The following is a 17,233-nucleotide window of genomic DNA, read 5'->3' on the forward strand; positions in this document are numbered from 1 at the left end:
CCCCAGTACTTTGTAACTTAGGATCGTGCATAAATTAATTTAGGCAACTACCATGAAGAGCATGAAGACTTAAACCTTTCATGCCGCTTCATGTCCTTCATGGTTAAAAAATGAAAAATCAAACTTGCTCAAGTTATTTCATGCACGTTCCTAAGCTACGACATCACAAAAAAACGCAAAGGACGGAGCTGCAAACTCCGTCTCGCATGGTCTGTGATCAGGATGAATGGACGCCTGGAATTACTCCTCTGACGTTACATTGATGCGTTTTGGCTTAATGGCTTCCCGCTTGGGAATGATTATTTCCAGCACGCCGAGTTTGCATTTTGCATTGATTGCATCGCCATCGGCAGAATCGGGCAGGCTAAAACGGCGGTAAAAAGAACCGGATGTTCTTTCGACCCGTTTATAACCTTCTTTTTCGGTTTTGACTTCGGTTTCTTTTTGGCCTTTTACGGTCAAAACACCGGCTTCCATGCTGACTTCGATGTCTTCCGGCTTGACCCCCGGAATGTCGGCATGGATGACAAATTTGTCGGCTTCTTCTTTTATATCGACCGCGGGCGCCCATTCGGCGGTTGCAACCGAGCCTTCACCGGCTTTTTCATCTTGCGAAAGCGACAGTTCTCTTTGTAATTGATTCAGTAAACCCCAAGGTTCATAACGTATGATAGCCATTTTTCGTCTCCTAAAGATTAATGATTTAATGCAATAACAAACTTAAAAACGATGATTCGTCTTCACCGGAATAAATGGGGGCAACGATTTATTTGTCAAGTGGGTTGATTTTAAATTTAAACGTTACTGGCCCGAACCGGTCAGAAGGCTTGCCCGATAGGCGCGCATTAGGGCGACAAACGCCAGGAAATCGTACAAGCCGTGAATGATGATAGGGATTAATAAATTTCTGTCGCCGCCATAATCCAGGGATAAGCTTAAATAGATCCCCACTAAAGCCGCCAACACGGCATAAAGCGGGGTTACGGCATGAACCAAGCCAAAAATAATATTGCTGCCGATCAAAGCTGCGGGTACTCCCCAGGACGATTCCATCCAGGGCTGAATGACGCCGCGAAACAGCAGCTCTTCCGATAGTCCGGCAATCGCCGCCAGTATGAACAAGTCGGTCCAGTGGTAACGATGCAAACTGGGGCCTAGGGTCTGAAACAGCATGTTCTTGATTTTTATGACCGGCTCCGCCTGTATCTGCTCCAGGAGCAGGAACATTAAGAATAAAGGTATTGTCCCTATCACGCCGCAAGCGATGGCCGATTCTGAAAAATTCAGGTCAGCGAAAGGGTTGATGTTTGCGATCCAGCCTAAAACGGCTGCGACCGGGATCAGCGACGCTTCAAAAGAACAGGCCTTTTTAAAAAAATCATCGGGGTGGAACGAGGATTGATTCATTTGTATTATTCGATCGGTAAGAAAAAGCCATTCTAATCAAAAATGGTTAGAATGGGCGTTTTGATTGACTACTGCGACTGACAATATGCTGTGTTTTATTTATAAAAGCCTGAAAAAAGAAAATCTTTATTTGTATGTCGATAAAAAAGACGATTTTTCAAAGGTGCCGGAAGCGCTGTTCAACAGCTTTGGCAAGATGGAATTTGTGATGGATTTGGAGCTGACGCCGGAACGCAAACTGGCCAAGGAAGACGCTGCAAAAGTAATCGACAGTCTGACGGCGAAAGGTTTTTTTGTGCAGCTGCCGCCGATCAATCTGCCCGCGCCGTTGAAAATTCAATAGTTCTCACGCAAGAACATCCGAAAGTTACGCATTTTTGCTCACCACGAAGAACACGAAGAAAAAACAGGTAAAAAACTTCGTGCTCTTCGTGTCTCGGCAACTGCTCCCTGCGTTGCTCTACCTCCTGCGGCCATGCAGTCGTTCGTGGTGAATTATTAAACCTGCTTACGCTTTCGGCAAGGTAACGCCTGTCTGGCCCTGGTACTTGCCGCCCCGGTCTTTGTAAGAGGTCTCGCAAACTTCGTCGCCGCCGAAAAACAACATTTGCGCCACGCCTTCATTGGCATAGATTTTTGCGGGCAGTGTCGTGGTATTGGAAAACTCCAGCGTCACGTGGCCTTCCCATTCGGGTTCCAGCGGGGTGACATTCACGATAATGCCGCATCTGGCATAGGTCGATTTGCCCAGGCAAATCGTCAGTACGTCACGGGGAATGCGGAAGTATTCGACCGTTCTGGCTAACGCAAACGAGTTTGGCGGAATAATGCAGACATCGGACTTAACATCGACAAAGCTGTTGGAATCGAAGTCTTTGGGATCGACGATAGCGGAATTGATATTGGTGAAAATCTTGAATTCGTCCGAGCACCGCACATCGTAGCCGTAACTGGAGGTGCCGTAGGAAATGACCCGGCCGCGTTCCGAATCCCTGATCTGCCCGCTCTCAAACGGCTCGATCATGCCCTGTTGTTCCGCCATGCGGCGTATCCACTTGTCCGACTTAATGCTCATGGAGTATTACTACCTGATTGATTTAAAAAGGCGGATTTTAACACAGAACTTCATAACTTCTCATTAGCCACAGGCGACACAAGAACCAAGCGTGGAATGACGGTAAACAGGCGATTAAGAGTTGTTTATTCACCACGAACGACTGCATGGACAGATATTTGCTCCTGCAATATCTGCATTTCCCACATCCCTGTGGGTCATGCAGGAGGTAGAGCAACGCATGGAGCGGTTGCCGAGACACGAAGGACACGAAGTTTGATGTTTTTTCTTCGTGCTCTTCGTGTCTTCGTGGTGAAAAGCTTTTTTATATTACGTGTTCTGTACGACAATCTTGGGGAACTTCGTAGTGAAATCCTTGGCCTTCAGCGCCAATCGCGCCGCTGTCTTGCGGGCGATTTGCTTGTAAATTTGCGCTGGCCTTCCATTCGGGTCGGCCACCACGGTCGGTCTGCCGCTATCTGCAAATTGCCGGATATTAATGTCCAAAGGCAGGGAGCCCAGGAACTCGATTCGGTTGCGTTCGGCCATCGCAAGGCCGCCGCCCTCGCCGAATATGGCTTCTTCATGGCCGCAGTTGCTGCAAATATGGATGCTCATGTTTTCAACCAGGCCCAGTACCGGCACATGGACTTTCTCGAACATCCCCAGGCCGCGCTGGGCGTCGATCAACGCAATATCCTGCGGCGTGGTGACGATGATCGCGCCGCTGACCGGAATCTGCTGGGACAGGGTCAGCTGAATATCGCCGGTGCCGGGCGGCAAATCGATAACCAGGTAATCCAGGTTGTCCCAGTTGGTGTCCTTCAGCAGTTGCTGCAAGGCCGTGGTGACCATCGGGCCGCGCCAGATCATGGCTTGATCGGCCTCGACCAGATAGCCGATGGAAATCGTCTGTACGCCGTAAGCGACCTTGGGCATCATGGTTTTCTGGTCCTTGCTTTCGGGAAGGCCTGAAAGTCCCAGCATCATCGGGATGCTGGGGCCGTAAATGTCCGCATCCAGGATGCCGACATTAGCGCCTTCCGCGGCCAGAGCCAGGGCCAGGTTGACCGCCGTCGTCGATTTGCCGACGCCGCCTTTGCCGGACGCCACGGCGATAATATTTTTGACGTTGGGCAGCGGTTTCAATGCCTGTTGCACGGCATGGGAAACGATTTTTACGCTGATCTCGACGCTGATATTGCCGATGCCGGCAAGCGTCTTCAGGTGTTCTTCAACCGCCGCTTTAAGTTCGGGTATATAACTTCTGGCGGGGTAGCCCAGCTCCAGTTTAACGCCGACGTTGCTGCCATCGATCTCGATGGCTTTGACCGATTTTGCGGAAACCAGATCGGTTCCATTGTTGGGATCGATGAATGTTTGCAGAAGATTCTCTACATCAGCCTTTTCGATGCTCGCCATGCCCATGCTCCTAATTGTCAATAAAATGCGCCCGATCAATAACCAAGCGATTAAGTCAAGATAGCGTTCATTCTACCGATTACCCTGCGACAATGCACTTTTTAGCTGCGCAGCTTGCGTTTATTTTATGCCATAATAACCAGCTAATTTTGCCTTCGAATTGCTAGAGCTTTTACACTATGTCAGATAGAAAAATTCTCGTCACCAGCGCGCTGCCTTACGCCAACGGCCCGATTCACCTCGGTCATCTGGTTGAATACATTCAAACGGATATTTGGGTGCGTTTTCAAAAACAACGCGGCAACCTCTGCTATTACGTTTGCGCGGATGACACCCACGGCACGCCGATCATGCTCAGGGCGGATCGGGAAGGCATTACCCCGGAACAATTGATCGCCCAGGTCGGCAAAGAGCATCTGGCCGACTTTACCGAGTTCAGCGTGGCGTTCGATAATTACCACAGCACCCATTCCGAAGAAAATAAAGCCTTCTCGTCGCTGATCTACGAACGTCTGCGCGATGCCGGACACATCAGTTCGCGCAGCATTACCCAGGCCTATGATCCGGTTAAGAACATGTTCTTGTCCGACCGCTTTATCAAAGGCGAATGCCCCAAATGCGGCGCGCTCGATCAATATGGTGACGGCTGCGAAGTGTGCGGTACAACCTATGCGCCGACCGAACTGAAAAACGCGGTGTCGGCGATTTCAGGCGCCAAGCCCGTCGATAAAGAGTCCGTGCATTATTTCTTCGATCTGGCCAACTTTAGCGACATGTTGCGCGAGTGGACGAATGCAGGACACTTGCAGCCCGAAGTCAGCAACAAACTGGCCGAATGGCTGGACGGCGGCTTGCAGCAATGGGACATAAGCCGCGATGCGCCGTATTTCGGCTTTGAAATCCCCGATGCGCCGGGCAAGTATTTTTATGTCTGGCTGGATGCGCCGATCGGCTACATGGCCAGCTTTAAAAACCTGTGCGACAAGCAGGGCTTGGATTTTAATGAATTCTGGTCCAAAAACAGCGACGCCGAGCTATACCATTTCATCGGCAAAGACATCATCTATTTCCACGCCTTATTCTGGCCTGCGATGCTGAGCGGCGCGCATTTTCGGACGCCCAGCGCGATTTTCGCGCACGGTTTTTTAACCGTGAACGGCGAAAAAATGTCCAAATCGCGCGGCACCTTTATCAAAGCCAGAACTTATCTGGATCATCTGAATCCCGAATACCTGCGCTATTATTTTGCCGCCAAGCTCAGCGCCGGCGTCGATGACATCGATTTGAATTTCGACGATTTCAGCCAACGGGTTAATTCCGACCTGGTCGGCAAAGTGGTCAACATCGCCAGCCGTTGCAGCGGCTTTATCGCCAAACGCTTTGATAATAAGCTGTCCGATCACTGTTCGGAACTCGCCTTATTCCGTCAATTCGTTAATGACAGCGTATACATTGCCAAACTTTATGAGGGCCGCCAATTCGGGGCTGCCATGCGCGAAATCATGGCGGCGGCAGATAAAGCCAACCAGTATATCGATGAGAAAAAACCTTGGCTGATCGCCAAGGAAGAAGGCAAAGATCAAGAGCTGCACGAAGTCTGCACGATGGGGCTCAACCTGTTCCGGTTGTTGGTCGTTTATTTAAAACCGGTGCTTCCTGTGTTGGCAGGCAATGCGGAAAGCTTTTTAAACATTGCATCTCAACCTTGGCCGGTGATAGGGATTACTGAGCCTTTGTTAAGTCATGCCATCAATGAATTCAAACCATTGATGACGCGGGTTGAGGCCGATAAAATCGCGGCGATTATCGAGGCGTCCAAAGAAAATCTGGAAAAAACCGCCGAAGCTCCGAAGGCTAAAAAATGCGAACCGATTGCCGACACGATCGAGTTTGAAGATTTCGCCAAACTGGATTTGCGTATCGCCAGAATCCTCAAGGCCGAGCACGTCGAAGGCGCGGACAAGTTGTTGCAGTTGACCGTGGACATCGGCGATGAAACCCGCAACATCTTTGCCGGGATTAAATCCGCTTACAGCCCGGAAGATTTGGAAGGGAAACTGACCCTGGTCATCGCCAATCTTGCGCCGAGGAAAATGCGTTTCGGCCTGTCCGAAGGCATGGTGCTGGCCGCAGGACCCGGCGGCAAGGATATTTGGATTTTGAGCCCTGATGAAGGGGCTCAGCCGGGGATGCGGGTTAAGTAATAATGAAGATCTCTCACTTAAGAGGGAGATACGCGTAAGGCTTAACCGTTCGTCCTGAGCTTGTCGAAGGATGGACGGTTAAGCCGATCATGGTTCGACCAGACTCTCCTGAGCCTGGTCGAAGGACTCACTACGAACGGCTTAACCTTAAACTGCGCTGTGTTAAGTTGGTAGCCATGATGAGTTTGTCAAATCGGCCAGACTAATACCCGGAATATGCCTGTTTCACTTGAAAATCCCACATTGATTGACCAAATAAACGCCTTACTGCCGCAAACCCAATGCGGGCAATGCAGCTTCCAAGGTTGCCGCCCATACGCCGAGGCCATCGCCTCGGACGCGGCGGACATCAACCAGTGTCCGCCGGGCGGTGACGAGAGCATACGCGATCTGGCCGATTTATTGGGCGTCCCCACCAAACCGCTGAATACCGAATTCGGCGTACACAAGCCTGCAAGCGTCGCGTTTATTATCGAAGAAGACTGCATCGGCTGCACCAAATGCATCGCCGCTTGTCCGGTCGATGCGATATTGGGCGCGTCAAAATTCATGCACACGGTTATTGCCTCGGAATGCACCGGCTGTGAATTATGCGTAGCGCCTTGCCCGGTCGATTGCGTCGTCATGCAGCTCGCACCGCCCAGCAATACCGAAAGGAGTCGGGCGCAAAAATCCGCACAGGCAAAACGGCGCTACGATGCGCGCTGTTTGCGTAAGGAACAGGAAGAGGCTGAAAAAGCGGAGCGTGCGAAGAAGAAAAAACTGGCATTGCTGAAAATGCAGGCGGCGAAGAAATAGGAGGGCGTAGGGCCGGGGAGATGAGTGTAATTCCGTTACTCCGACCCGATCAAAATGGCATGGGTGAGAAAGCCGGTTTTCGTTGTCTCTCGAACCGGCTACAGAATTTTGTGCTCTCGGTAGTCAATTTTCAGGCCACATCCCGCATGGGCCGAATGTGAGGGCTGGGAAGTGTGCGGCCTTCGGTTTCAAAGTGACTAATAACATCTTCAACGACCTCGCATAATTCGCTGTACAGCTTCACCGGATCATCTCCGTGGATACCGGTAATTAGATCAGGGCATTTTCCAATGTATATTTGGTCTTCCTCACTCCACTCTACCCACTTGTGGTACAGATCGCTTTTTTTCATAGTTTCACCCGTTCCAAAGCTTGCGCAATATGCTTTTCTTGATAAAGCTTTGCATCTTCGCCAATATGTCCGCTTATAGTTACAGAACCGGCATAGTTCTTATGTGCAAATTTACGGTGCGAACCTTTGCCTCCACCGGAAATTTCATAAAACCCAGCGTTTTTTAAATCTTGTATAAGCTCTCTGATTTTTCTAGGCATTTTGTAGGCCTGAATTTAAAGCAACTTGGATTTTAAAGTTAGTGTTTATGATTGTCTAACTAAAAAAGTGGCGGCGGGACGGGCTAAGCTGTTCAGCCCGCCGGGTCGTGCGTGGTTCAAATATAACGGCGACGTCAAATGCTTGGGTCGGGGTTGCAAACCCCGACCCGCTTGGAGGAGAAATAGTATAGTGATCAGGTTGGGGTGGGTGCAATCCAGTTACCATAACCTGATCAAAAAAGTGTCAGTCTACAGGATTAACCTTAATTTTCCTTTGCCAACAAATAACCACTAACACCTTTTATGTTCTTCTGTTTAAATACAAGAGTTCCGCCTTTTGATTTTGGCCAAATAGATTTTAACTTTTCGTCTGCGTAAATCTCATTAACGCCGCCCGATAATTTTGCAGCATAGTACACACAACTCCCGATTACTTTTGCTTGCTTATCTTCCCCTAAGCCAACAAGTGAAACGATGGCTTTGCTAAATGCCATTCCAGCACCTATATTAATAGGGGGAAGGTTATATCTCATCGACAAAGCATCATTAATAATTTGTCTCGTGTCTGACAAGCAATTTTTAGCCGCATTATGTGCTGAATATATTGCATCTGCTCTTCCTTCTGTAGCTGGAACTTGAAAAAGTGCTAGAACACCATCTCCCAAGTATTCTGTGACTTTTCCATTACTAAATTCAATTGTTTGAGCAATAGCGGGCAACAATGCTGATGTCTCATAATAAACTCGCTTTAGTTCCGATACTTTTGCTGTTTTCTTGCTTAAACTACATAATAAATGCTTGCTTGACTCTCTCATATCTACAACACAAGCAATGAATTCATCAATAATTGGATTGTTTTCGTTGACTAAAGGATGGCTAGGAATCATGGAGGAAACAGTCAGTGCCGAATCAAAAACCATTGCTTCTGTTGAGATTGACTCAGCAAGGGTAATATCACCATCGACAACGCTCCATATACTTTCAGCTCTATCAAGTGAAACTTCAACTAGATTGGAAATCTTTTTTTTCTGCTCAGAATTTAACATAAATGGGTGCTATTAAACGATAATAGTTACAGAAATCTTGAATAGATATATGTAAAAAAACCTGTAAACAACCAAACAAGTGTCACATTTGCGCTGAAATTAAATCTACATATTTTAATTTCTCGAATGTATATTAATTTCATCTGCTCAAGAATCAATTCTTTTGCAATTTCTGTTTCATTGTCTGAAAAGTCTGCATAATGTGTTAAAACATCCTTAGAAGCTTTCAACACATCTCTATTAAAAAAGACATCAAGAATACTTGTAGTAAATAAATATTTACCATAATAAATTCCTTTAAAGCTAGATGAATTTATTATGTGGTTACTTGGATTATCAATCGCACTAACCGCCCTAATTATAGAAACTAATGAAAAAGCCCATGATAAAATGAAAATTATTATAATAACAATAGAATATTTATAACCATTTTTTATGATGTGTTCAATATGTGAAGAAATATTTCCAAGCATGGTAAATGGCACACAAAGAATAACTAGCAAAGCTGCAATTTTTGTATCAATAGCTCTTATGGTTTCCTGAATATCAAGAATTGAATCTTTAATGAAAGAAATTTTATTTTTCATCCTAGTTCCTTGCACAATAAGCCTAGCGAATATTAGTTATCCTGATAGACGCAAAACATTGCATCATTTGTTTGTCTAAATAACGTGTAAAAATTAAGAATCATTGTTATTTCATGCTGTTGTGTGAATTCAGTGCTTCCTAAATAAATTTAGATGGCAGCACATAAAATCACGGGAATTCAAGCATATCCACTCACAAAGGCCGCTGATAATAAACCTAAACGCTAGACACCGCAAATACCCGTCTGTCTAACCAGAAAATCCCCAACTATTCAACAAAATATGGGTTTCGCTCGCGCTCTACCCATCCTACGCTGTATAATGCGCGGTTATTTTTCACAGAGTTATAAGGTGTGGTCTATGCAAATTCTCCAGGAAGCGCTGACGTTTGATGATGTTTTATTAGTGCCTGCGCACTCGACTGTGCTGCCACGCGACGTAGAGATGAAGACCCAGCTGACGCGGGGCATTACGCTGAATATCCCTCTGGTTGCGGCGGCAATGGATACGGTGACCGAAGCCCGGCTGGCGATTGCGATTGCCCAGGAAGGCGGCATCGGCATTATTCATAAGAATATGACCGCCGAGCAGCAGGCGCGCGAAGTCCAGAGCGTTAAAAAATACGAGAGCGGGGTGATTAAAGATCCGATCACGGTTTCGCCGGATGTGAGCATTCGGGACGTTATCAAATTAACCCGAGCCAAAAATATTTCCGGTGTGCCGGTGGTTGACGGCGATGAATTGGTCGGCATCGTGACCAGCCGCGATTTGCGCTTTGAGACGCGCTTTGACGAGCCGGTTTCAAAAGTCATGACGCCCAAAGAGCGGTTGATTACGGTTAATGAAAATGCCGATCGTAAAGAAGCGATTGCGCTGCTGCATGAACATCGCATCGAAAAAGTGCTGGTGGTTAATGGTGCATTCCATTTGCGCGGCATGATCACGGTAAAGGACATTCAGAAAGCCAAGGATTACCCGTTGGCCTGTAAAGACGAACACGAGCAGTTGCGGGTCGGTGCGGCCATAGGTACCGGGCAGGGTACCGAAGAGCGCGTCGCGGCCCTGGTTGAAGCCGGTGTGGATGTGATTATCGTCGACACGGCGCACGGCCACTCCCAAGGCGTATTGGACAGGGTGCGTTGGGTCAAGCAAAACTATCCTCAGGTGCAGGTGATCGGCGGCAATATTGCGACGGCTGAGGCGGCGCTGGCCTTGGTTGAAGCGGGCGCGGATGGCGTTAAGGTCGGCATCGGTCCCGGTTCTATCTGCACGACCCGTATTGTCGCCGGTGTCGGTGTGCCGCAAATTACCGCAGTCAGTAATGTCGCCGATGCGTTAAAAGGAACCGGTGTGCCGTTGATTGCCGATGGCGGTATCCGCTATTCCGGCGATGTCGCCAAAGCGCTGGCTGCCGGAGCCTATGCGGTGATGTTGGGCGGCATGTTTGCCGGTACCGAGGAAGCGCCGGGCGAGGTTGAGCTGTTTCAGGGCCGGTCTTATAAATCGTATCGCGGCATGGGTTCGCTGGGCGCGATGGCGCAGCAGCAAGGTTCCAGCGACCGCTATTTTCAGGAAGAAACCGAGCTGGTCGAAAAATTGGTGCCGGAAGGCATTGAAGGCCGGGTGCCTTATAAAGGCAGCTTGCTCGCGGTTATTCATCAGTTGCTGGGCGGCATTCGCGCCAGCATGGGTTACACGGGCAGCCAAACCATTGCGATCATGCATGAGAAAGCGCAGTTCGTGCGGGTGACCAGCGCCGGTATGCGGGAAAGCCATGTGCATGATGTGACCATTACTAAAGAAGCGCCTAATTACAGGATGGAGTGAGTTTAGGCTAAAGACGAAAGGCGAAGGGCTAAAGGTTAGGATTGATCTAATTTGAAGCACGGTTTTTTCGCCTTTCGTCCTTCGCCCTTCGCCCTTAACCTTTCGCCTGATCTAAAAGAGTTCTATCGTGAAACAACAATCCCCAAACATCCATACCCACAAAATCCTGATTCTGGATTTCGGCTCGCAATATACCCAATTGATCGCGCGCCGTATTCGTGAAATCGGCGTTTATTGCGAAATTTATTCCTGCGAATGCGACGCCGAACAAATCAAAAAATTCGTGCCCAACGGCATTATCTTGTCCGGCGGCCCGGAAACGGTAACCAGCGGCGATACGCCGAGAGCGCCGCAGATCGTTTTCGAATTGGGCGTTCCGGTGCTGGGCATCTGCTACGGCCTTCAAACCATGACCGAGCAATTGGGCGGCAAGGTTGAAAGCTCCGATCATCGCGAGTTCGGTTATGCGCAAATCAGGGCTCGCGGCCATTCAAAATTACTGGCCGGCATCGAGGATCATTTATCGCCGGAAGGCTATGGCCTGTTGGATGTCTGGATGAGTCACGGCGACCGCGTGGTCGATCTGCCGGCCGGCTTTACGCTGATTGCCAGCTCGGACGGCGCGCCGATTGCCGGTATCGCCAATGAAGACAAAGGCTTTTACGGTTTGCAGTTTCATCCTGAAGTGACTCATACCAAGCAAGGCGGTCGAATATTGTCGCGTTTTGTGCTGGAAATTTGCGGCTGTGAGGCTTTGTGGACGTCCAGCAATATTATCGAAGACAGTATCGAGGTCGTTCGTAAAACGGTCGGCACCGATCATGTGGTTTTGGGGCTGTCCGGCGGCGTCGATTCGTCGGTTGTCGCCGCGTTGTTGCACAAGGCCATTAAAGACCAGTTGACCTGCGTTTTTGTCGATACCGGCTTGCTGCGCCTGCACGAAGGCGACCAAGTGATGGCGACTTTTGCTGAGCACATGGGCGTTAAAGTGATCCGGGTGGACGCCGAGCAGCGCTATCTGGACGCCCTGAGCGGTATCACCGACCCGGAACAAAAACGCAAAATCATCGGCGGCCTGTTTATTGAAATATTCGATGAGGAAGCCGCGAAAATTACCGACGCAAAATGGCTGGCGCAAGGTACGATTTATCCCGATGTAATCGAATCGGCCGGTTCCAAAAGCGGCAAGGCGCATTTGATCAAGTCACATCACAATGTCGGCGGCTTGCCGGAAAACATGGTGTTAAAACTGGTTGAGCCGTTGCGTGAGCTGTTCAAGGACGAAGTCAGGAAGTTGGGCGTGGAGCTGGGTTTGCCGGCGGATATGGTTTATCGCCATCCATTCCCTGGCCCCGGTTTGGGCGTCAGGATTTTGGGCGAAGTGAAAAAAGAATATGCCGACTTGCTGCGCCAGGCCGATGCGATTTTCATTGAAGAGCTGTATCGCCATGATCTGTACGACAAGGTCAGCCAGGCGTTCGCGGTATTTTTGCCGGTCAAATCGGTCGGCGTGATGGGCGATGGCCGCCGCTATGATTATGTGATCGCAATACGCGCGGTCGAAACCATCGATTTCATGACCGCGCGCTGGGCGCATTTGCCGTATGAATTTTTGGACTTGATTTCCCGCCGCATTATCAATGAAGTGCCGGGCATTTCCCGCGTCGCTTACGACATCAGCGGCAAGCCTCCCGCAACGATTGAATGGGAATAAACCCTGCAACGGACGAAGCATGGATGCGCCATGCGATCAGGCTGGCAGAGCGGGCCGAGCGGCAGGGCGAAGTTCCGGTCGGCGCTATCGTGGTCAGGGATAATCAATGTATCGCGGAAGGCTGGAATGTCCCGATAGGCAGTCATGATCCGACCGCTCACGCCGAAGTGGTTGCGATGCGAAGCGCCGGCGTAGCCTTGGGAAATTACCGGCTGACCGATGCGACCCTGTATGTGACGCTGGAGCCTTGCGTGATGTGCATAGGCGCGATGAGTCATGCGCGGATTAAGCGGTTGGTGTTCGGCGCCTATGATCCCAAACGGGGCGCGGTGTGCAATGCACTGAGCCTGACCGATGCGAGCTTTTTAAATCACCGGATCAGCTGGGACGGCGGCGTATTGGAAACGGAATGCTCGGAAATGCTGCGGGATTTTTTTAAAGCCAGGCGCTGATGAATAAAAAACTATCACCACGAACGACTGCATGGATGCAGGAGCTAGAGCAACGCAGGAGCAGTTGCCGAGACACGAAGAAAAAGCTAAAAACTTCGTGCCCTTCGTGGTGAATAAAAGACTTTTAAAGCGCCGCCGGATCAATGGTTACCGCTTCATTTTCAGAATCTTCACTGTCCTTGTCCATCGCATTTTTCTTGATCTGGTTTTCCTCGGTCAGCCAGACCAGTAAATCGTAATAGCTGCGAATGTTTTCGACAAACTTAACCGGCTCATAGCCTCTGGCATAGCCGTGTTTGGTTTGTTGGTGCCACTTTTCTTCGGTGAGCAGGGGCAGTCTCTGTTTGACATCCATCCATTTGTCGGGATTTTCGCCCTGTTTTTTTGTTAATGTCCTGGCGTCTTCAAGATGGCCCAAGCCGACATTGTATGAGGCTAACGCAAACCAGGTACGGTCGGGTTCCGGGATTTGCTCGGGGATGATCTTGATTCGTTGTTGAAAATACCGTGCAGCCCCGTCAATGCTTTGAGCCGGATCGGTACGATTGTTGATGCCGAGTTCTGCGGCGGTGTCGTTGGTCAGCATCATAATGCCCTCGACGCCGGTCGGGGATGCGGCTTTGTCCAGCCAGTGGGATTCCTGGTAGCCGATTGCGGCCAGTAAGCGCCAATCTATATGGTATTGCGCCGCCGCCGAATTGAAATATTTCTGATACAGCGGAAGTCTGCTTTTTTGATGCTGGCGGAATTTGCAGTTGCCGATATAGCTTAAGCTGCTGGTATGCCCGTAATGTTTTTCGAGTAGTTGATCGAGCGTCTTATCCTTTTTTATGCGACCGAAGAAACGTACAACTTCATCGTACAAACTGTTGTCGTCCGATGGGCTTAACGCCCAAGCCAGTTGGCGGGGTTCGGAAATGTCGAAAGCAATGTTAAGTTTGGGATAAAAACGGCTGATCAAAATGGTCTGGTTTGAATCGGCTACGGTGTAATCGATAAGTCCTTCGTTGACCAGATACAGCAAGCCTTCGGTATCCAGTTCGTCGTTGACATTCCAGGCCAGCTCGGGCGTGTCCTGCTTTAGATAGGTCAGGCTGTCGATGTGGCTGGTGCTTTTGGCAACCTCGATAATGCCGTGGGTCAGGCTGCTGACATCGTTTGGGCGGCGAGCGCCTGACCGGTAAATCAGCTGTTCGGTCACTTCATAATAGGCCGGGGCGAAGCGCATTTTTTTGCTGCGCTGCTCGGTGATGGTCAGGCTGGCGGCGGCAATATCGGCCTTGCCTTTGGCAATGCGATTCAGGATGCCGTCGAAGGTGCCGGGAGTTTCAAACTTTACTTTAACGCCTAACTGCTCGGCAAAAAGCATGACCAGATCGTATTCGAGCCCGGTAAAGCCTTCCGGGCTTTCATAATAGGTTGTCGGATCGTTTCTGGTTAATACGTGCAACGTTCCCGCCCGTTTGATTTGCTCCAGTTTGTTGTGCGACAGGAATCCGCTGTCGCAAGCCGTCAGCGAGGCGGTAAAAACAAAGCCGATAATCAGGCCGGGCAGACGAGTCAATATTGCCGGTCGCTTCGGTTCCGTACCGATTGCGACACCTCCGCCGTCCCTGGCAGTCGCAGTTGTTTGTATGCATTGATTAATGCATTGGTTGAGCAATCGTGGCTGTTGATGACTTTGTCGTTTTGCAGCTCCGGCAGGATGACTTTGGCCAAGGTTTTGCCTAATTCCACTCCCATCTGGTCAAATGAATTGATGTTCCAGATGACGCCCTGAACATAAATTTTATGTTCGTAAAATGCAATCAGCGAGCCTAAGGTCTTGGGCGTCAATTTGCTGAATAAAAACGAATTGGACGGTTTATTGCCGTCGAATACTTTGGATGCGACCAATACGGCGTCGGCTTTTTCGTCATCCGATAATTCCTGTTTAACTTCTTCGGCAGTCTTGCCTTTCATCAAGGCTTCCGGCTGGGCGAGAAAGTTTGAAATCAAAATGTCATGATGATCGGGCAGTTTGTATTGACTGTTCGCGGCGGCCAGAAAATCGCAGGGTATCAGTTTGGTGCCCTGATGGATAAGCTGGAAAAAGGCATGTTGGCCGTTGGTTCCGGGTTGTCCCCAAATAATCTGGCCGGTGCTGTAATCTACTTTTTCACCGTTAAGGTCTATGCTTTTGCCGTTGCTCTCCATGTCTCCTTGCTGGAAATAATCGGCGAAATAAAGCATGGACTGGTCGTAAGGCAGCAGGGCGTGGGATTCCGCGTTATAGAAGTTGTTATACCAAATGCCGAGCAAGCCCATGATGACCGGGATGTTCTTTTCAAAAGGCGTGGTGCGAAAATGTTCGTCAACTTCGTAAGCGCCTAGCAAAAGTTCCTCGAAATTATCCATGCCGACATACAAGGCAATAGACAGGCCGATGGCTGACCAGAGAGAATAACGTCCGCCGACCCAATGCCTGAACTCGAACATGTTGGCGGTATCGATGCCGAATGCGGCGACATTCTTGGTGCTTGTAGAGATGGCGACAAAATGCTTGGCGACGGCCTGCGGATCTTTTGCGCTTTCAAGGAACCAGCTTTTTGCCGATTTTGCATTGGTCATGGTTTCTTGCGTGGTAAATGTCTTGGACGCAATCAGAAACAGCGTCGTTTCAGGCGATAAGTGCTTTAGATTTTCAACAAGATCGGCTTGGTCGATATTGGACACAAAATGAACTTTTAATGCTTCGGAAGCATAAGGGGTAAGCGCTCTCGAAACCATCTTCGGTCCCAGGTCGGAGCCGCCGATGCCGATGTTAACGATGTCGGTAATCGACTTGCCGGTATAGCCTTTCCATTCGCCTGAACGGACGCGGTCGCTGAAAGTCCGCATTTGGGCGAGAACGCTGTTGATTTGCGGCATCACATCCTGTCCGTCAACATAAACAGGTTGGTTGCTTCGGTTGCGCAAGGCGGTATGCAGCACGGATCTGTGTTCGGTCTTATTTATTTCAGCTCCTGAAAACATGGCCTTGATTTTTTCGTCCAGCCCGGCATGCTTGGCAAGGTCAATTAGCAAGGGTAGGGTTTGATCGGTTATTCTGTTTTTGGAGTAGTCGAAAAGGATGTCGTTAAAACGGAGGGAGAACTTGTTGTGTCGGTTGTTATCAGCATTAAAGCTGTCGCGGAGCAGGATATTTTTGGTTTCGTTGTGATGTTCTATTAAAGCTGTCCAGGCTGTAGAAGTGGTCAAGGATGACATGCGGTAAAACTCCGTTTGAATAAAGTTGGCTTAAGTCTACGAAAAGCAGGGAAGGATAGCAATCAATAGTACAGCCGCGCATTTACCTAAATGGCATTTGTAGGGCCGGCTTTCCATCAATTCCTTTATTTGGCTAAATTGATGTGCTAGAGTGACCCATTGCTATTAGTCAGAATACAGCGGAAAAAGCTTGTTTTTGATGAGGTCAAAATTAATAGCATTTACATTTTTTCATAATAATAATTTTATCAAAACTGGAAGACATTATGAACAGTACACACATTTTAAGAAAAGGTTTCCTGGTACTTCTGGGATTGTTGTTTTCTGCATCGTTATGGGCGCATGGTGGAGCTGCCGGTACCGATACTGACCAATGTAAATTTGAATTGGAGCCGGGGCATTGGTTGCATTACACCGCTTACCAACCCAACGCGTTCCCCGCTGAAGATTTTTGCGCCAATATTCCGCGTACTGATGAAATGACTTTGCTGGTATTCGATTATCAGGACATGAAATACAGGGATATGTCGGTTGAGTTTGAAGTGACAAAAGAACCTGAAGGAACTCGCGTATTCTTCCTGCCGGCCCAGAAGCATAAAAAAGGTACTGTTGAGTTAAAACTCCCGAATGGCGTGCCTGAGCCGGGCAAATACCTGATCCATATTACGCTGGTTCCTGATTCCGGTCAGAGATTGGATGCGCATATGGGCTTTAAAGCAGGCGGCGGCCAAGCAGTCAGTAAAAACAACATGATGTTGTACGCATTGTTCGCATTTGCGGGTTTATATGTGCTTTATTTGTCACACGCAGGTTTCAAAAGCAAAGTGGATGAAATCATAGCGAAAATTAAAGGCTAACAGGCACGGCTTTTTAGGTCGGTTGTCCTGTGACGCCATTGCCTACAGGGACGTAGGCAAGGAA

At 49.1% G+C, this 17,233-nt stretch carries 16 protein-coding genes; 7 read left to right on the top strand and 9 right to left on the bottom strand.

Annotated elements, in window-relative coordinates:
• Nucleotides 1-240: 240 nt before the first annotated feature.
• Together V3O24_RS01310 and V3O24_RS01315 are read right to left on the bottom strand one after the other, a co-directional pair.
• The gene (locus V3O24_RS01310) at nt 241-678 is read right to left on the bottom strand and encodes an Hsp20/alpha crystallin family protein (protein WP_331305836.1); all 438 of its coding nucleotides are present in this window, start codon (nt 676-678) and stop codon (nt 241-243) included.
• A 123-nt stretch (nt 679-801) separates the two neighbouring features.
• Nucleotides 802-1,407, bottom strand: a complete 606-nt coding sequence (locus tag V3O24_RS01315) for a CPBP family intramembrane glutamic endopeptidase (RefSeq protein WP_331305837.1) — start codon at nt 1,405-1,407, stop codon at nt 802-804.
• A gap of 85 nt (nt 1,408-1,492) precedes the next feature.
• On the opposite strand from V3O24_RS01315, the gene V3O24_RS01320 reads away from it, so the two are divergent.
• Nucleotides 1,493-1,750, top strand: coding sequence for a YcgL domain-containing protein (locus V3O24_RS01320; RefSeq protein WP_331305865.1), 258 nt, complete (start codon nt 1,493-1,495; stop codon nt 1,748-1,750).
• Between the two features lie 165 nt (nt 1,751-1,915).
• Here V3O24_RS01320 and dcd read toward each other — a convergent pair whose 3' ends face one another.
• Together dcd and apbC are read right to left on the bottom strand one after the other, a co-directional pair.
• Nucleotides 1,916-2,482 carry a dCTP deaminase gene (dcd, locus tag V3O24_RS01325; protein ID WP_104423895.1) on the bottom strand — a complete coding sequence of 189 codons (567 nt, stop codon included), beginning with the start codon at nt 2,480-2,482 and terminating at the stop codon, nt 1,916-1,918.
• 309 nt (nt 2,483-2,791) lie between these two features.
• Nucleotides 2,792-3,883 (bottom strand): iron-sulfur cluster carrier protein ApbC, encoded by a 1,092-nt coding sequence (gene apbC / locus V3O24_RS01330; protein ID WP_331305839.1) that lies wholly within the window; start codon nt 3,881-3,883, stop codon nt 2,792-2,794.
• A 179-nt stretch (nt 3,884-4,062) separates the two neighbouring features.
• Between apbC and metG the strand changes: the two genes are divergently transcribed.
• Together metG and rsxB are read left to right on the top strand one after the other, a co-directional pair.
• Nucleotides 4,063-6,087, top strand: a complete 2,025-nt coding sequence (metG, locus tag V3O24_RS01335; protein WP_331305840.1) for a methionine--tRNA ligase — start codon at nt 4,063-4,065, stop codon at nt 6,085-6,087.
• 216 nt (nt 6,088-6,303) lie between these two features.
• Nucleotides 6,304-6,885, top strand: a complete 582-nt coding sequence (gene rsxB / locus V3O24_RS01340; RefSeq protein WP_331305841.1) for an electron transport complex subunit RsxB — start codon at nt 6,304-6,306, stop codon at nt 6,883-6,885.
• Between the two features lie 348 nt (nt 6,886-7,233).
• Here the strand turns inward: rsxB and V3O24_RS01345 are convergent, their stop codons facing one another.
• The 3 genes from V3O24_RS01345 to V3O24_RS01355 form a co-directional block, all read right to left on the bottom strand.
• Entirely contained in the window at nt 7,234-7,437 is a 204-nt protein-coding gene (locus V3O24_RS01345; RefSeq protein ID WP_331305842.1) for a type II toxin-antitoxin system HicA family toxin, read from the bottom strand.
• Between the two features lie 263 nt (nt 7,438-7,700).
• Nucleotides 7,701-8,483 carry a hypothetical protein gene (locus V3O24_RS01350; RefSeq protein ID WP_331305843.1) on the bottom strand — a complete coding sequence of 261 codons (783 nt, stop codon included), beginning with the start codon at nt 8,481-8,483 and terminating at the stop codon, nt 7,701-7,703.
• Between the two features lie 26 nt (nt 8,484-8,509).
• Nucleotides 8,510-9,070: a hypothetical protein gene (locus tag V3O24_RS01355; protein WP_331305844.1), complete on the bottom strand. Its 561-nt coding sequence runs from the start codon at nt 9,068-9,070 to the stop codon at nt 8,510-8,512.
• A gap of 360 nt (nt 9,071-9,430) precedes the next feature.
• Between V3O24_RS01355 and guaB the strand changes: the two genes are divergently transcribed.
• The 3 genes from guaB (at nt 9,431) to tadA (ending at nt 13,063) form a co-directional block, all read left to right on the top strand.
• Complete coding sequence (gene guaB, locus V3O24_RS01360) at nt 9,431-10,897, top strand: IMP dehydrogenase (RefSeq protein ID WP_104423900.1); 1,467 nt, start codon at nt 9,431-9,433, stop codon at nt 10,895-10,897.
• 127 nt (nt 10,898-11,024) lie between these two features.
• Nucleotides 11,025-12,611, top strand: coding sequence for a glutamine-hydrolyzing GMP synthase (gene guaA, locus V3O24_RS01365; RefSeq protein ID WP_331305846.1), 1,587 nt, complete (start codon nt 11,025-11,027; stop codon nt 12,609-12,611).
• A complete protein-coding gene (tadA, locus tag V3O24_RS01370; protein ID WP_331305847.1) occupies nt 12,602-13,063 on the top strand; it encodes a tRNA adenosine(34) deaminase TadA in 462 nt (153 codons plus the stop codon). Before guaA ends, tadA begins: the two co-directional genes overlap by 10 nt.
• A 124-nt stretch (nt 13,064-13,187) precedes the next feature.
• Here the strand turns inward: tadA and mltF are convergent, their stop codons facing one another.
• Entirely contained in the window at nt 13,188-14,627 is a 1,440-nt protein-coding gene (gene mltF / locus V3O24_RS01375; RefSeq protein WP_331305848.1) for a membrane-bound lytic murein transglycosylase MltF, read from the bottom strand.
• Nucleotides 14,624-16,312: a glucose-6-phosphate isomerase gene (gene pgi / locus V3O24_RS01380; protein WP_104423904.1), complete on the bottom strand. Its 1,689-nt coding sequence runs from the start codon at nt 16,310-16,312 to the stop codon at nt 14,624-14,626. Before pgi ends, mltF begins: the two co-directional genes overlap by 4 nt.
• A 266-nt stretch (nt 16,313-16,578) precedes the next feature.
• Between pgi and V3O24_RS01385 the strand changes: the two genes are divergently transcribed.
• A complete protein-coding gene (locus V3O24_RS01385; protein WP_104423905.1) occupies nt 16,579-17,169 on the top strand; it encodes a hypothetical protein in 591 nt (196 codons plus the stop codon).
• The last annotated feature ends 64 nt before the right edge of the window (nt 17,170-17,233 follow it).

The sequence above is a fragment of the Methylobacter sp. Wu8 genome (assembly GCF_036440755.1).
Taxonomy (GTDB): Bacteria; Pseudomonadota; Gammaproteobacteria; order Methylococcales; family Methylomonadaceae; genus Methylobacter_A; species Methylobacter_A tundripaludum_A.

What these genes read in the sequence shown, in the direction of transcription:
- apbC (WP_331305839.1), bottom strand. Translation starts at nt 3,883, where the DNA reads ATGGCGAGCATCGAAAAGGCTGATGTAGAGAATCTTCTGCAAACATTC.
- V3O24_RS01385 (WP_104423905.1), top strand. Translation starts at nt 16,579, where the DNA reads ATGAACAGTACACACATTTTAAGAAAAGGTTTCCTGGTACTTCTGGGA.
- metG (WP_331305840.1), top strand. Translation starts at nt 4,063, where the DNA reads ATGTCAGATAGAAAAATTCTCGTCACCAGCGCGCTGCCTTACGCCAAC.
- V3O24_RS01315 (WP_331305837.1), bottom strand. Translation starts at nt 1,407, where the DNA reads ATGAATCAATCCTCGTTCCACCCCGATGATTTTTTTAAAAAGGCCTGT.
- tadA (WP_331305847.1), top strand. Translation starts at nt 12,602, where the DNA reads ATGGGAATAAACCCTGCAACGGACGAAGCATGGATGCGCCATGCGATC.
- V3O24_RS01355 (WP_331305844.1), bottom strand. Translation starts at nt 9,070, where the DNA reads ATGAAAAATAAAATTTCTTTCATTAAAGATTCAATTCTTGATATTCAG.
- V3O24_RS01345 (WP_331305842.1), bottom strand. Translation starts at nt 7,437, where the DNA reads ATGCCTAGAAAAATCAGAGAGCTTATACAAGATTTAAAAAACGCTGGG.
- V3O24_RS01350 (WP_331305843.1), bottom strand. Translation starts at nt 8,483, where the DNA reads ATGTTAAATTCTGAGCAGAAAAAAAAGATTTCCAATCTAGTTGAAGTT.
- dcd (WP_104423895.1), bottom strand. Translation starts at nt 2,482, where the DNA reads ATGAGCATTAAGTCGGACAAGTGGATACGCCGCATGGCGGAACAACAG.
- rsxB (WP_331305841.1), top strand. Translation starts at nt 6,304, where the DNA reads ATGCCTGTTTCACTTGAAAATCCCACATTGATTGACCAAATAAACGCC.
- V3O24_RS01320 (WP_331305865.1), top strand. Translation starts at nt 1,493, where the DNA reads ATGCTGTGTTTTATTTATAAAAGCCTGAAAAAAGAAAATCTTTATTTG.
- V3O24_RS01310 (WP_331305836.1), bottom strand. Translation starts at nt 678, where the DNA reads ATGGCTATCATACGTTATGAACCTTGGGGTTTACTGAATCAATTACAA.
- pgi (WP_104423904.1), bottom strand. Translation starts at nt 16,312, where the DNA reads ATGTCATCCTTGACCACTTCTACAGCCTGGACAGCTTTAATAGAACAT.
- guaB (WP_104423900.1), top strand. Translation starts at nt 9,431, where the DNA reads ATGCAAATTCTCCAGGAAGCGCTGACGTTTGATGATGTTTTATTAGTG.